Annotated in this window: 9 protein-coding genes, 8 tRNA genes and 1 pseudogene; 14 read left to right on the forward strand and 4 right to left on the reverse strand. The window is 39.5% G+C overall.

Annotation, left to right across the window (positions count from 1 at the left end; genetic code table 11):
- Window positions 1-112 precede the first annotated feature (112 nt).
- Both KZZ04_RS17345 and KZZ04_RS17350 read left to right on the forward strand, forming a co-directional pair.
- Window positions 113-901, forward strand: a complete 789-nt coding sequence (locus KZZ04_RS17345; RefSeq protein ID WP_058552798.1) for a putative porin — start codon at window positions 113-115, stop codon at window positions 899-901.
- 224 nt (window positions 902-1,125) lie between these two features.
- Window positions 1,126-3,402, forward strand: coding sequence for an acyl-CoA dehydrogenase (locus tag KZZ04_RS17350; protein WP_219423479.1), 2,277 nt, complete (start codon window positions 1,126-1,128; stop codon window positions 3,400-3,402).
- 134 nt (window positions 3,403-3,536) lie between these two features.
- Here KZZ04_RS17350 and KZZ04_RS17355 read toward each other — a convergent pair whose 3' ends face one another.
- Both KZZ04_RS17355 and cysK read right to left on the reverse strand, forming a co-directional pair.
- On the reverse strand, window positions 3,537-3,971 hold the full coding sequence (locus KZZ04_RS17355; protein ID WP_058405616.1) for a hypothetical protein: 435 nt from the start codon (window positions 3,969-3,971) through the stop codon (window positions 3,537-3,539).
- 143 nt (window positions 3,972-4,114) lie between these two features.
- Entirely contained in the window at window positions 4,115-5,083 is a 969-nt protein-coding gene (gene cysK, locus KZZ04_RS17360) for a cysteine synthase A (RefSeq protein WP_058405615.1), read from the reverse strand.
- Between the two features lie 519 nt (window positions 5,084-5,602).
- Here cysK and KZZ04_RS17365 point away from each other — a divergent pair.
- From KZZ04_RS17365 to KZZ04_RS17420, 12 genes are all read left to right on the forward strand, one after another.
- Entirely contained in the window at window positions 5,603-6,754 is a 1,152-nt protein-coding gene (locus tag KZZ04_RS17365; protein ID WP_006794016.1) for a dicarboxylate/amino acid:cation symporter, read from the forward strand.
- 150 nt (window positions 6,755-6,904) lie between these two features.
- Complete coding sequence (uvrY, locus tag KZZ04_RS17370; protein ID WP_058552795.1) at window positions 6,905-7,555, forward strand: UvrY/SirA/GacA family response regulator transcription factor; 651 nt, start codon at window positions 6,905-6,907, stop codon at window positions 7,553-7,555.
- A gap of 9 nt (window positions 7,556-7,564) precedes the next feature.
- Window positions 7,565-9,388: an excinuclease ABC subunit UvrC gene (uvrC, locus tag KZZ04_RS17375; RefSeq protein WP_058405612.1), complete on the forward strand. Its 1,824-nt coding sequence runs from the start codon at window positions 7,565-7,567 to the stop codon at window positions 9,386-9,388.
- Window positions 9,389-9,430: 42 nt separating this feature from the next.
- Window positions 9,431-9,976 carry a CDP-diacylglycerol--glycerol-3-phosphate 3-phosphatidyltransferase gene (gene pgsA, locus KZZ04_RS17380; RefSeq protein WP_006794013.1) on the forward strand — a complete coding sequence of 182 codons (546 nt, stop codon included), beginning with the start codon at window positions 9,431-9,433 and terminating at the stop codon, window positions 9,974-9,976.
- Between the two features lie 140 nt (window positions 9,977-10,116).
- Window positions 10,117-10,192: transfer RNA gene (locus KZZ04_RS17385), tRNA-Gly, on the forward strand.
- A gap of 29 nt (window positions 10,193-10,221) precedes the next feature.
- Window positions 10,222-10,295 (forward strand) — tRNA-Cys (locus tag KZZ04_RS17390).
- Between the two features lie 36 nt (window positions 10,296-10,331).
- A tRNA-Leu gene (locus KZZ04_RS17395) sits at window positions 10,332-10,417 on the forward strand.
- Window positions 10,418-10,482: 65 nt separating this feature from the next.
- A tRNA-Gly gene (locus tag KZZ04_RS17400) sits at window positions 10,483-10,558 on the forward strand.
- Between the two features lie 39 nt (window positions 10,559-10,597).
- Window positions 10,598-10,684 (forward strand) — tRNA-Leu (locus KZZ04_RS17405).
- A 51-nt stretch (window positions 10,685-10,735) separates the two neighbouring features.
- A tRNA-Gly gene (locus KZZ04_RS17410) sits at window positions 10,736-10,811 on the forward strand.
- A gap of 18 nt (window positions 10,812-10,829) precedes the next feature.
- Window positions 10,830-10,903 (forward strand) — tRNA-Cys (locus KZZ04_RS17415).
- A 38-nt stretch (window positions 10,904-10,941) separates the two neighbouring features.
- Window positions 10,942-11,028: transfer RNA gene (locus KZZ04_RS17420), tRNA-Leu, on the forward strand.
- A gap of 369 nt (window positions 11,029-11,397) precedes the next feature.
- On the opposite strand, the pseudogene KZZ04_RS17425 reads toward KZZ04_RS17420, so the two are convergent.
- Window positions 11,398-12,996, reverse strand: a pseudogene (locus KZZ04_RS17425) (BCCT family transporter).
- Between the two features lie 112 nt (window positions 12,997-13,108).
- Window positions 13,109-14,524, reverse strand: coding sequence for a sodium:alanine symporter family protein (locus KZZ04_RS17430; RefSeq protein WP_058405610.1), 1,416 nt, complete (start codon window positions 14,522-14,524; stop codon window positions 13,109-13,111).
- Window positions 14,525-14,762 lie beyond the last annotated feature (238 nt).

A 14,762-nucleotide genomic window follows, 5' to 3' on the forward strand; every position in this document is an offset into this window, starting at 1 on the left:
AACAAATACAAAGGTTTAATTAAGTTTTCATTCAGTTTCCCGGCGTTAGCATGTGCCCACTTTAGTAATTTAGCTAAAGCATAAAACGCAATGTACATAGGGAAGTCTTACAATGAAAAAATTAGCAGTTATTATTTCAAGCATTTTATTATCTAGCACTGCGGCTGCTGCAGACAGCTATCAATCAATTAGTAATCTAAGCTACAAAGACAGCGACAACAACGATACCGTTGCTGTAGATTCTATTTATTACCTATCGCCTAAAAAAACGTTAGGCCCGTACGACCAATTTGAATACATTAATAAACAAAGCAACATTTACGGCGCATACGCTGATGACGACTTTAGCGATACAACATCAGTGGGTGGTGAGTATTTTATTAATGAGTTTGTGATTGGTGCGTCATACACAAACCTTGATGTTGGTAATCATAACGAAGCATATACAATTTCTGGCGGTTACTTTTTTAACCCAGACCTGCTTGCAAAAGTGACGTTAGTTGAAAATAAAGATGGCGAAGACTTCGCTTTATTCGATTTAGCGTATAACCATATGCTAAACACTACCGATTACATTGGCGTAACAGTAACATCTGATGACGACTTTGATTACCGCGCCGTCGCAGCTAAATACTTTATTGATTTACAGCAAGGTAACTATCTAACGTTTGAAGGTAAATACGAAAGTATTGATGACGCTGAGAACCAATGGGTGGCAGAAACGAATTACTATTTTTCAAAAGCGACCTCTGTATTTGCAAGCTACGATAAACAAGATACGTACAGTTTTGGCGCTCAGCACTTTATTAACAAAAATATTGGTCTTAAAGTAGGTTACGAGAACAATGCTGATGATTCTGATAACGATGCGTACTTTGCTAATATGCGTTTTCAGTTTTAATTAAGCGTTTAATCGCATAAATTAAATCAGTTAAGTAACAAAAAGCCCACATTTGTGGGCTTTTTGTTGTGTGTAATAAACGTGTAATCCTACTTATCGTTATATTTTAAAGTGCAATTAGCTAGGCTCATCATTTTAGTGGCACTCGACTGGCTACCCATTGTATTTAAACTAAGATGGGCCATACTTAGGTTATTATTTTTTAATGTGAAAGGAATGTACGCATGTCGGTATTTATCATTTTACTGGTTGTAATAGTGGTTATTTTTGCTGTTAAAGATATTCGCCTAAACCTGATCAGTAGACCCACGTTTAAAATGTTTAAAAAAGTACTTCCACCGCTTTCGCAAACAGAGCGAGAAGCAATGGAAGCGGGTGATGTTTGGTGGGATGGAGAACTATTTAGTGGTAACCCTGATTGGAAAAAATTACACAGCTTTCCAAAGCCTGAATTAAGTGAAAAAGAAAATGCATTTATGGCTAATCAGGTAGAAACCTTAATGGCCATGCTTGATGATTACCAAATAGTGCAAAAAGATAAAGACTTGCCAAAAGAGGTATGGGAATACTTAAAAACAGAAGGTTTTTTTGCGCTGATCATTCCAGAAAAATTTGGAGGTCGAGAGTTTTCTGCCATTGCTAATTCGACCATAGTGTCAAAAATTTCAACAAAAAGTTTAACTGCGGCTGTGACTGTTATGGTGCCAAATAGCTTGGGGCCAGGTGAGTTATTGTTACATTATGGAACTAAAGAGCAACAAGACCGCTGGTTACCCACCCTTGCCAATGGCGAAGATGTACCATGTTTTGCACTTACCGGCCCTGAGGCGGGGTCTGATGCCGGTAGCATTCCAGATTCTGGCGTTGTATGCAAAGGACAGCACAACGGCGAAGACGTAATTGGCCTGCGTTTAAACTGGTCAAAACGTTACATTACGCTTGCACCGGTGGCCACAGTATTAGGGCTTGCCTTTAAAATGTACGACCCAGATGGTTTACTAGGAGACGAAAAAGAGCTTGGTATCACGTGTGCGCTTATTCCAACCGATCATCCCGGTGTGAAAACAGGTGAGCGCCATTATCCACTGAACATGGCATTTATGAACGGTACAACCTATGGTGAGGACGTGTTCATCCCGCTTGATTGGATTATTGGGGGGCAAGAGTGCGCAGGACGTGGTTGGCGCATGCTGGTGGAATGTTTAAGTGCAGGTCGAGGTATTTCGCTTCCGGCGTTGAGTGCTGCAACCGGTCATTTAGCAGCTAAAATGACTTCAGCATATGCCATGGTACGCCAACAATTTGGTGTGTCTATTGGGCAATTTGAAGGTGTGCAAGAGGCCCTTGCACGCATTGGCGGTTTAACTTACACCCTAGAGTCATGCCGATTAATGACGGCAGGCGCAATAGATTTAAAACTCAGCCCTTCGGTTGTCACTGCAATTGCAAAATATCATATGACTGAGATGGGCCGTACTGTTATGAACGATGCAATGGATATTCATTCGGGCAAAGGTATCCAGGTCGGGCCTAACAACTATTTAGCACATGGTTATATGGGAATACCGGTTTCAATTACGGTAGAGGGCGCAAATATTTTAACCAGAAATTTAATGATATTTGGCCAAGGAGCTACCCGCTGTCATCCATTTGTTTTAAAAGAAATGGAAGCCGCTGCTCTTGAAGATGACGATGCTGCTCTGAATCAATTTGATGGTTTATTAATGAACCATATATTATTTGCAGTAAGTAATGCCAGCATGGCATTTATACATGGTTTAACACGTAGTTATTTTGCAAAAGCGCCAGTTGGCGGCGAAACTGCCATTTATTACAAGCATTTAAGTAGAATGAGCAGAAGCTTGGCTATTTGTACGGACGTGGCAATGTTAATGTTAGGCGGTGAGCTAAAACGCAAAGAGATGATATCAGCCCGATTAGGTGATGTATTGAGCCACTTGTATTTAGCCTCTACGGTTCTAAAGCGCTACGAAGACGAGGGCCGTCAACAAGCCGACTTACCTTTTGTTAAATATGCGATAGAAACATCATTATTTGAAATAGGCCAAGCGTTTGATGGCTTTTTTAAAAATTTCTCAAACCCAGTTATTAATTTTGTGCTTAAACGTATTGTATTTCCAATTGGTAATCATTATGAAAAACCGAGTGATGAAATTACACAACGTATTTGTGAACATATGACTCAACCCGGTGTGTTTAGAAATCGTTTAACGCATTTGTGCTATGTAGATGAAAACGCGGGTACTGGAGTAATGGAAAGTGCATTTTTAGCTATGCACGATATGCAAGCCCAGTTTAAAGATTTAAAACAATGGCAGCGCAAAGGCAATATTCCTGCAACACTCGATATTGAGGGGGCAATTAATTTTGCATTAAATAATGACTTAGTAACGCAAACCGATGCTGATGCTATGCACCATGCCAATAAGCTACGCAAACAAGCAATAGCTGTTGATAATTTTCAGCAAGGTGAGTTGTAATCTCCGTTCGCTTAATTAAATGATCTACTTTAGCTCCGCAAAATGATTAAGTATTATTTCGGAGTTGGTATAACGAATTAATTATTGAGCAAATAAAAAGGCCTTACATGTGTAAGGCCTTTTTATTAATTACTTTAACGTGCGTATGGGTCGGCGACTATTTTATCGATATACCATTTACCTTTTTTACGTAGCATTTTTACGCTTCGCATATCATCTATTTTGTTACCGTTTAAATAACCAGTAAAAATAAGATTTATTTTAGCATTGTCGCCATATTGCTCGCGCACACTCATGTTGGTCATATCAACTTCAATAACAACCTCATCGTACTGCATGTTAACTAAGTTACGCGTAAATTGTTTGGCTGTACCGTACGACTTCATAATTCGCGTAAGGTTGGGTGTAGCCATGGTTGTTGCTTTTTGAAGATCTTGCTGATTGTACAAGGCGTCAAAGTAAGCTGTTGCGGTGTCGCCGGGTGAATCACCAAGTTTTTTCACATCATCGCTACAGGCAACTAAAAACAAACACAGAATAAGGCTGACTAAATAGGTTATTTTTTTCATGTTAATTTTTGTTAGTTAGTTTTATTTAAGTGTGTGGTGAATTAGCTAATATGTAAAGACATGGAAGGTAAATAAAAAGATATTACAGAGTAAATAATAAAAAAGGATGCCTAGGCATCCTTTTAAAAAGTGGTTAGTAATGCTTATTGAACAAGCTCTTGGTCACTAAACTCTTCATCAAAGAGTGGGCTTGATAAGTAACGTTCAGTAGCACTTGGCAAAATAACGACAATGTTTTTGTCAGCATTTTCAGGTTTTTCAGCAATTCGTTTTGCTGCTACTACTGCAGCGCCTGAAGAAATACCTACTAGTATGCCTTCTTTTTTCATTAGCTCGTGTGCCATTGAAATCGCATCTTCGTTAGATACTTGCTCTGCAGCATCAATTAAGCTCAGATCTAGGTTGCCAGGAATAAATCCTGCACCAATACCTTGTATTTTGTGTGGCCCTGGCTTAACTTCTTCACCGGCAAGTGTTTGGCTGATTACTGGAGAGTTAGTTGGCTCAACAGCAATAGACTTAACGTTTAAACCTTTTTCTGTTTTAAGGTAACGACTAACACCTGTGATAGTTCCACCAGTACCTACACCCGCTACGAAGTAATCTACTTTGCCGTCAAGCGCGTCAAAAATTTCAGGACCTGTAGTCTCAAAGTGTATTTTTGGGTTTGCTGGGTTTTCGAACTGCTGTAGCAAAATGTATTTTTCTGGGTCTGTTGCTTGAATTTCTTTTGCTTTTTGTATTGCACCATTCATGCCTTTAGCACCGTCTGTAAGTACAAGGTTTGCACCCAATGCTTTAAGTAGTTTACGACGTTCTAAACTCATTGTATTTGGCATTGTAAGCGTTAGTTTATAACCACGTGCTGCGGCAACGAAAGCCAGTGCAATACCTGTGTTACCAGATGTAGGCTCGATAAGTTCTTTACCTTCAGTTAGCTGACCTGCTTTTTCAGCCTCCCAAATCATCGATGCACCAATACGGCATTTTATACTAAAGCTTGGGTTACGCGCTTCCACTTTAGCGAATACATTCCCACCTGTAACACGTTTAAGTTTTACCAGCGGTGTATTACCGATACTTAGTGAGTTATCTTCAAAAATAGTAGACATAATGTTCCTTTGGATACAATCTGATCAACTTGCTAATAGCCTTTGCTACTAACTATATGTTGACACTTTACTGAGAGTTTAAAAAAATAAAAGTAAAGTTTGGCTATAAGATATATCGATTGAGCTTATAACTAAGTGAAATAAAAATCTATATTAGCAGTGCCTTTTGTTATTAGGTGCGCATATTAACTTTAATGATAAGACGCTTTTATTAGTCATGGCGATTTTTTATTCATAAATAAACTAAAGGAAAAATGTAAATACTAAAGGCGTAGCCTTTATATACCAACACAGTCATACGCAATACTTTACGCGCTTTTAATTGGCTTAATAGGTACAGGCTGTATGCACTAACAACCAATAAATTGAATGAATTTGGCGTTCGATAATTTACTGAGCGCAGATGTACTTTTATTTTGATGATTATTTATGCAAATAAACCTTAGTTCAGCGGTTTTATGACACAAGCTAATCAAAACATGATAAAAACGTTTATCTAATAATAATTGAGTAATAAAAATGAAGTTAATCTTAAAGTTAATTGCCGGTATTGTGGCTGGTATATTGGTGGGCTTTTACGTGCCTTTAACAGGTGTTGAACTCTTATTCACGGTTAAAGAGTTAATTGGTCAAATTATTTCCTTCACTATTCCTCTTATTATTTTATTTTTTATTGCTTCGGGTATTGCTGGGCTTCCTAAAGGGTCTGGTCACTTACTTGGTAAAACGGTTGGATTTGCTTATAGCTCTACCGTTATTGCCGGCACGCTTGCCTTTTTGTTAGTAAGTGCTGTTATTCCATTTTTAAGTGGTGGTATTACGTTCGAAGCCGAAGTGGCCACCGAGATAGGCAGTTTTATTGATATAGAAATCCCACCACTAATGGGGGTGATGACTGCCCTTGCGACGGCTTTTATATTTGGCATTGGTATGAGCCAGCTTGAATTAGACACACTTAAAAAGGTATCAGATCAGGGTCGTGATGTAATAGATGCCTTATTGTCAAAAGTGATTATTCCTGCATTACCATTTTATATTGCAGGTGTGTTTGCTGAAATGACTGTAGCGGGCACAGTGGTTGATACGCTGCAAACATTTGGAGTGGTATTAATTGCGGCTCTTGTTATGCACTGGTTATGGTTAAGCGTTTTGTATATTGCTACGGGAATTTTGTTAAAGCGTAATCCACTTGAGTTAGTTAAAAATATGTTACCTGCCTACTTTACTGCATTAGGTACTATGTCGAGCGCGGCAACAATCCCAGTATCTCTGCAATCAAGTAAAGCAAATAATGTAAAAGAAGATGTTGCAAACTTTACAGTACCTTTATGTGCCACAATTCATTTGTCGGGTTCAACTATTACCATTGTTACGTGTGCTATGGCTGTTATGTTTTTATCGCCAGGTATGGAAGTTCCATCGTTAATGGGTATGTTGCCATTTATTTTCATGTTAGGTGTTGTGATGATAGCTGCTCCAGGCGCACCGGGGGGCGCGGTAATGTCGGCTCTTGGTCTTTTAACCAGCATGCTTGGATTTAATGAAGGGGCAGTAGCGTTAATGATTGCATTGTACTTAGCACAAGACAGCTTTGGTACGGCATGTAATGTAACAGGCGATGGCATTATTGCACTGTGGGTTGACCGTTTTAGTGAAAAATCAGCGTCTTAAAGTGCTGGGCACATTGACTCCAGTAGTTATAACTTTAGTTAATGTGCCAAAATGAGAGCGATAATATTAGTTATTGTTTCGCTTTAACTGTGTTAATGTGACAAATTGAATTATTTAGACGCGTATTGTTGAGTTAATGAGGGTATTGCATTGATTAATGTACTTTTAGTTGATGATCATGAACTAGTACGAACCGGGATCAGGCGCATTTTAGATGATGTGCGTGGGTTTAAAGTTGTAGGTGAAGCAAAAGACGGTGAGGCAGCCGTTCAGTTTTGTCGACAGCACACACCTAACATCGTACTTATGGATATGAATATGCCTGGCATGGGTGGATTGGAGGCAACTAAAAAGATTTGTCGCTATTGCCCTGATGTAAAAATTATTGTTCTTACCGTTAATTGCGAAGATCCATTTCCGTCTAAAGTAATGCAAATTGGTGCACATGGTTTTCTTACCAAAGGAGCCGGCTCTGATGAAATGGTTCGTGCCATTCGTTCAGTCCATGCAGGTCAGCGCTACATTGCGCCTGAAATTGCACAACAAATAGCACTTGCACAGGTTACTGGTCGCACAGACGAAAATCCGTTTCAGAGTTTATCAGAGCGCGAACTTCAAATAATGCTTATGATCACCAAAGGTGAAAAAGCACAAGATATTGCAGAACGCTTAAATCTAAGCTCTAAAACAGTTAATAGTTATCGTTACCGTATGTTTGAAAAATTAAACGTAGGTGGCGACGTTGAACTTACACATTTAGCTATTCGTCATAAGATGATTGACATAGACATTTCGTACTAATCCTTTTATATGTCTGAATTTGATCACGTACACTTTTTAAAAACGCTATCAAGCGAGCCTGGTGTATACCGCATGCTTGATAGTGACAATCAAGTTATTTATGTTGGCAAGGCTAAACAACTAAAAAAACGCGTAAGCAGTTACTTTAGATCCAACATCACTGATAGCAAAACCCGTGTTTTAGTCAGTAACATCAGTGATATTGAAGTTACACTGACTAATACCGAAACCGAAGCGCTACTGCTCGAAAATAACCTCATAAAAAAATATCAACCTCGTTACAATATTTTATTGCGAGACGATAAGTCGTACCCTTATATTTTATTAACGCACCACAAACATCCTCGTTTAGCGTTTCATAGGGGTAGCCGCAAGATAAAAGGCGAGTACTTTGGTCCATTTCCGAGTGCAGGTGCTGTTTCGGAAAGTTTGCGTTTAATGCAAAAGATATTTCCAGTTCGCCAGTGTGAGGATGCCTATTATCGCGCCCGAAGCCGCCCTTGTTTGCAGTATCAGCTCAAGCGATGTTCTGCACCGTGTGTTAATAAAGTTACCGAAGACGATTACAGCGAACAAGTTGATTATGTCCGTAAATTTTTAACGGGTAAATCGGATGAAGTGATTGCTGAGCTAATAAAAAAAATGGAAGCGGCTAGCATGGAACTCAATTTTGAGCTTGCAGCAAAGGTACGTGACCAAATAATGCTACTACGAAAAATGCAGGAGCAACAGTCTATTTCGGGTAATTTCGCAGAAATGGATGTGGTGGGCTTCGCACATTTAAATGGGTTAAACGGCATACATTTACTCATGATCCGCGATCACAAAGTATTAGGCAGTAAAACGTATTTTCCTAAAGTACCGAAAGATTCAAGCGAGCAAGAGATTTTAACCTCATTTTTAGGGCAGTATTATTTAGCGCCAGGTGCAACAGGGCGTATTGCTAAAGAAATTATACTTCCGTTTGAAATAGAAGAAAGTAGCGCGCTAAGCGAAGCACTTACGCAAATCAGTGATCGCAAAGTGGCGCTTAAAGTGGTTACGCGTGGAGAGCGGGCGCAATATCTTCAACTAGCAAATAAAAATGCGTTAAACAGTATTGCTGTCAAACAAAGTACACAAGACTCTATTAATAAACGCTATGCCCAATTAAAAGCAACATTACGTTTAGATGATATAGCACGGATGGAATGTTTTGATATCAGTCACACCATGGGAGAAAACACGGTAGCAAGTTGTGTTGTGTTCGATTCGCAAGGACCAAATACAAAAGAATACCGACGCTACAATGTAACCGGTATAACTGGTGGTGATGATTATGCAGCCATGGAGTTTGCTTTAAATAAACGTTACAACAAACTCGTTGATGAAGACAAAATTCCCGATGTTATATTTATAGATGGTGGTAAAGGACAGTTAGGACGGGCAGAGCAATATTTTGCTAATTGGTCTCATACTAAAATGCCTCTTTTAGTAGGGGTTGCAAAAGGCACAAGTCGTAAACCTGGTCTTGAAACCTTACTTATAGATGGAGGGCGTAAAACAATCCCGATGGATTCTGATGCACCTGCACTTCATCTTATCCAACATATCCGTGATGAGTCTCACCGTTTTGCAATAGCAGGGCATCGAAATAAGCGTCAAAAACAACGCACTCAATCCTTGCTAGAAGAAATAAATGGAGTAGGTTCTAAGCGTCGCCAAACATTATTAAAATATTTAGGGGGCATGCAGGGGGTAAAAGCTGCTAATATAGAACAATTAAAGAAAGTTCCCGGGATCAGCCCTGACATGGCTGAGAAGATATTTAACCATTTACATGACAAGGGCTAGCCCTTCATGCGAATATAAAAGAAAAGACATATCCAAGTAGTTATGTGGAATATTCCAAACACACTCACAACATTTAGACTTTTTCTTATCCCCATTTTTTTGGTGATATTTTATTTGCCTTATAGCTGGGCTTTTTTTGCTGCCGCTTTTATTTTTTGGCTAGCATCAATTACCGACATACTTGACGGTTACCTTGCAAGAAAACTAGAACAATCAACACCATTTGGCGCTTTTTTAGATCCTGTTGCTGACAAAGTAATGGTGTGTGCGGCACTTGTGGCTCTCTCAGATCAATATCAGTCAATGTACATGACTATTCCTGCACTTATTATTATTAGTCGTGAAATTGTTATATCAGCATTAAGAGAATGGATGGCTGAGCAGGGCAAGCGTGGCAACGTGGCTGTATCAAATATGGGTAAAATAAAAACTGCTGCGCAAATGTTAGCCATCATTGGATTGATTTGGCAATATGATACATGGATGAATTATTTAAGTTTTGGACTACTCTATATAGCAACGTTTTTGACCTTGAGTTCTATGCTGCAATATTTGAATGCAGCATGGAGTGAATTGACCAAAAATTAACTGTAAATGTATAATAACGCACCGTTTTAGATAAAAAACAAGCAAACAGTTCAAAACTAGCATTTTTTGTATTGACGCGTTTAATAATCTCTGTAGAATGCGTCCGTGTTGAGAGGGCATAGCCCCCAAGATAACGAAATGCGGCACTAGCTCAGTTGGTAGAGCGCGACCTTGCCAAGGTCGAGGTCACGAGTTCGAGCCTCGTGTGCCGCTCCACGTTATCTAAGGTTGTACCCCAGTACTGGGGCGGAATGGCAGAGTGGCCATGCACCGGATTGCAAATCCGTTTACCCCGGTTCGACTCCGGGTTCCGCCTCCAATCAACGCTCCACATGCTTTAAATAGCAAACTCGATGCCCGAGTGGTGGAATTGGTAGACACAAGGGATTTAAAATCCCTCGCTCTTAGAGTGTGCCGGTTCAAGTCCGGCCTCGGGCACCACTTTGTGGTTTAGTTATATGCACCAACATATACCTTTTAAAAAGAAACTTTAGAATTAATATGATGCGGCACTAGCTCAGTTGGTAGAGCGCGACCTTGCCAAGGTCGAGGTCACGAGTTCGAGCCTCGTGTGCCGCTCCATATTAGTTTTATCCACTTGCTTTAAGTAGTAAACTCGATGCCCGAGTGGTGGAATTGGTAGACACAAGGGATTTAAAATCCCTCGACTAACAAGTCGTGCTGGTTCAAGTCCGGCCTCGGGCACCACTTTTAATTACTGACCAATTTAATTAAAAGTTTGATAAAAATTTATTATATGCGGCACTAGCTCAGTTGGTAGAGCGCGACCTTGCCAAGGTCGAGGTCACGAGTTCGAGCCTCGTGTGCCGCTCCAAATTATTTGGAAGGTTAAGGCGGAATGGCAGAGTGGCCATGCACCGGATTGCAAATCCGTTTACCCCGGTTCGACTCCGGGTTCCGCCTCCACATAATTTACTCCACACGCTTTAATTAGCAAACTCGATGCCCGAGTGGTGGAATTGGTAGACACAAGGGATTTAAAATCCCTCGACTAACAAGTCGTGCCGGTTCAAGTCCGGCCTCGGGCACCATCTTTACTAAAAACTAAATTAAATAGTCTTAATTTAAAGCTACCCCTCACTTTAAAACACCTAAAGTTTGCTAGTTTAAGTTCCCACATTTTATTTTTAACACCAACTTACCTCTAATATATTTTTTACTGTGACTGAAAAAAATAAGAACGATAATGATTTAATTACTATTGGCAATTACACCTGCATCTACACTTAAGTAAATCAGATATTTTTAACGGTGTGCGCGAAAAATTTGCCCTATCTAAATGATGAAGTAACATTGGGATCTGATGTTAATGAATATGAATATATGTAAGGCGTGTCTAAGGTAAATTTTAAAGTCGATGTGTAAGCGACCCATCAGGGCCACTTACAAAAGATGAACTGTTATTGCAGTTTACTTTGGGCTTTGTAAAACGGGTATTCACTTAGTAAGCCCTGTATAAGCGCAACGCACATTAAAATTAGTATTATTGAAAACGGTAGGGCAGTTGTAACGACTCCTGATTGAAGTGCTTCTAATGCTTGCGAGCCTCCAACCCAAAGTAATACTGCTGCTATCATACCTTCTACAGTTGCCCAAAATATACGTTGTGGCACTGGTGCATCTATTTTATCGCCAGCAGTTATACCGTCTATTACAAGCGATCCCGAGTCAGATGAAGTAATAAAAAAGACTAAAACCAAAGCGATAGAAATAATAGAGATAAAGCTAGAAAACGGAAGCTGTTCGTAAACTTGAAATAAAGTAACTGAAATATCAGTTAAACCATTTTGACCAAGTGGCCCAACTTTCTCTATAACTTGTGTAATTGCCATATTACCAAATACACCCATCCATACTAAGCTAAGCAGAGTTGGTAGGCCTATTACAACAAGTAAGAATTCTCGTACAGTTCGCCCTTTAGAAACCCTAGCTATAAACATTCCTACAAATGGTGACCAAGATATCCACCACGCCCAATAAAATACAGTCCAAGAATGCATCCAGTCTTCATCGGGTCTATTAAAAGGATTACTCAATGGCACGAAGTGTTCTGCGTATGCTTTAAGGGTAAACCACACGGCAGGAATTGAATCAGAGACTGTAAGTACGATAACAGCTAACAATAAAATAAACGCGCAGATTAAATTAACATTGCTTAGTACTTTTACACCGCCTTCAATACCTCTAATAACAGAAAAAATAGCAATACAAGTTACTAATCCAATAACTGATATTTGAAAAGCTGTGCCGAAATCTGTACCTAATAGGTAATTTATTCCACTGGTTGCTTGTTGTGCACCAAGCCCTAACTATGTAGCTAAACCAAATAAGGTAGACAGTACCGCAAGTATATCTATGATATGTCCAAGCCAACCCCAAGCACGATCACCAAATAAAGGGTAAAAAACAGAACGTATAGATAAAGGAAGACCTTTGTTGAATGCAACAAAAGCCAGACTTAGCCCAACCACGGCGTAAATCGCCCATCCGTGTAAGCCCCAGTGGTACATAGTTGCACCTAAAGCTAATGAATGTGCTTGTGCTGAATTTGCCTCAACTCCCATGGGCATATGATACCAACCGGTATAATAGGCTGTTGGCTCTGCAACTCCCCAAAATAGTAAGCCAATTCCCATTCCTGCTGCAAAGAGCATGGAAAGCCACGACATGTAACCATGTTCTGGACGAGCTTTTATACCTCCTAAACGAATTTTACCTAAAGGGGAAAATGCTAAAACACCGCAAAAAATCACAAAGGCGTTGGCTAATAGCATAAAGTAACTATCGAATTGATTAATAATAGCGTCTTTAGTTGAAGTTAGTGCATCACGGGTAAGTGTGGGGTCAAAAACTAAGGTAAGTATTACAAATAAAACAACTAAAAATGCGCTTATTCCAAATACAGGGTTATGGATGTCGAACCCCCATTTTTGCACATTATCTTGTCCAACTTGATAATCAGTCGTGTCGATACTGTACTTTTTTGTTACGTCATCCATTAGGTCTCATTTTTTTACAGATAACTTTTTAATGCATTCCTATACGTCAATAAATATAAAGTAGTAGTAAAAATAAATCTAAAAAAGCGAGCCGGAGCTCGCGATTTAATTTTTATTTCCAGGCCAGAGGGTCAACCTCTTTATTTAGCTTTGGGTGTTTGCTCTTATCAAATGTAGGAGTTAGGCCTCTTTTGCGTTGTTCGTTGTAATCTTTTGAAAGCCATATCACAACACCTGACAACATAAAAAGTGCAATAACATTAACAATAGCCATTAAACCCATTGATATATCGGCTAATGTCCAAATTAACCCAAGCTCACCTACTGCCCCGAACATAACCATTCCTAAAACAATCAAGCGAAATATAAACATTCCTTTCTTAGAGTTGTGTTCTAAAAACATAAGATTGGTTTCTGCATAAGAGTAATTCGCAACAATAGATGTGAAAGCAAAAAATAAAATTGCGATAGCAATAAAGTAGGTGCCCCAACTTCCAACATGCTCTGTTAATGCGGCCTGAGTAAGTTCTATACCCAACACTCCTGATTCAGGTATTAATTGTTGAGATAATAAAATAAGTGCAGCAGTCGCAGTACAAATTACAATTGTATCAATAAAAACCCCAAGCATTTGCACATACCCCTGTGATGCTGGGTGAGGGGGATAAGGGGTTGCAGTTGCTGCAGCATTAGCAGCACTACCCATACCCGCTTCATTAGAAAACAATCCCCGTTTAATTCCTTGGATCATGGCTTGTATTACACCATAACCTATTGCGCCAGCACCGGCTTGTTCTATTCCAAAAGCACTATCTATTACCAGCATAAATACATCAGGAAGTGCGCTTAAGTTAACAGCACAAACATAAAGCGCAACACACAAATAGGCTAGAGCCATAAAAGGAACAACCATTTCAGCAAATCGAGAAATTGTTTTAAGGCCGCCAAAAATTATGATCCCAGAGCCAATAACTAAACAAAGACCCACAATATATTTTGGAATATCAAATGCTACTTCAAAAGCGGCTGCAATAGAGTTTGATTGCACAGCATTAAATACCAGACCAAAAGCTAAAATTAAACACAGTGAGAACAAAACTCCCATCCAACGCTTACCTAAGCCGGTTTGCATATAGTACGCAGGACCACCTCTAAAATTACCATCACTATCTTTAGTCTTGTATGCCTGAGCAAGTGTACTTTCAGCAAAACTTGTTGCCATACCAATCAAAGCAATTAACCACATCCAAAAAATAGCACCTGGGCCACCAAGGTATAATGCAACAGCGACACCTGCCATATTGCCAGTGCCCACTCGGGCTGCTAGTGAAGTACAAAAAGCCTGAAATGAAGAGATCTCGTTATTACCGCACTTTCGAGAGCCAAACATAACCTTGAACATATGTGGAAATTGTACGAATTGAATAAAACCCAATTTAAAGGTAAAGAATAAACCCGCTGCTATTAATAAGTATACGAGAACGTGACCCCATAAAAGGCCACTAATACTATTTATTATATCTGCCATAACTACTACCTAAAGACATGTGTTAAAAAAGTGACCGCAACTTACCATAGGAATGACCAAGTGTTTAGGATAAACGGACATAAAAGTAGAGTTATCAACAGTGGGTTGTGGGTAACTTGTGTTTAGGGTGTGCGCTTGCTTGGGGTGTAATTTAAATAAGTTTTTTAGTAAAAAAAGGCTTGCGTTAAATTCGCGGCTCCCTATAATGCGACCCCACTGAGACGGCAGAGCAGGCAAC

This window comes from Pseudoalteromonas sp. CR1 (assembly GCF_019392235.1).
Taxonomy (GTDB): domain Bacteria; phylum Pseudomonadota; class Gammaproteobacteria; order Enterobacterales; family Alteromonadaceae; genus Pseudoalteromonas.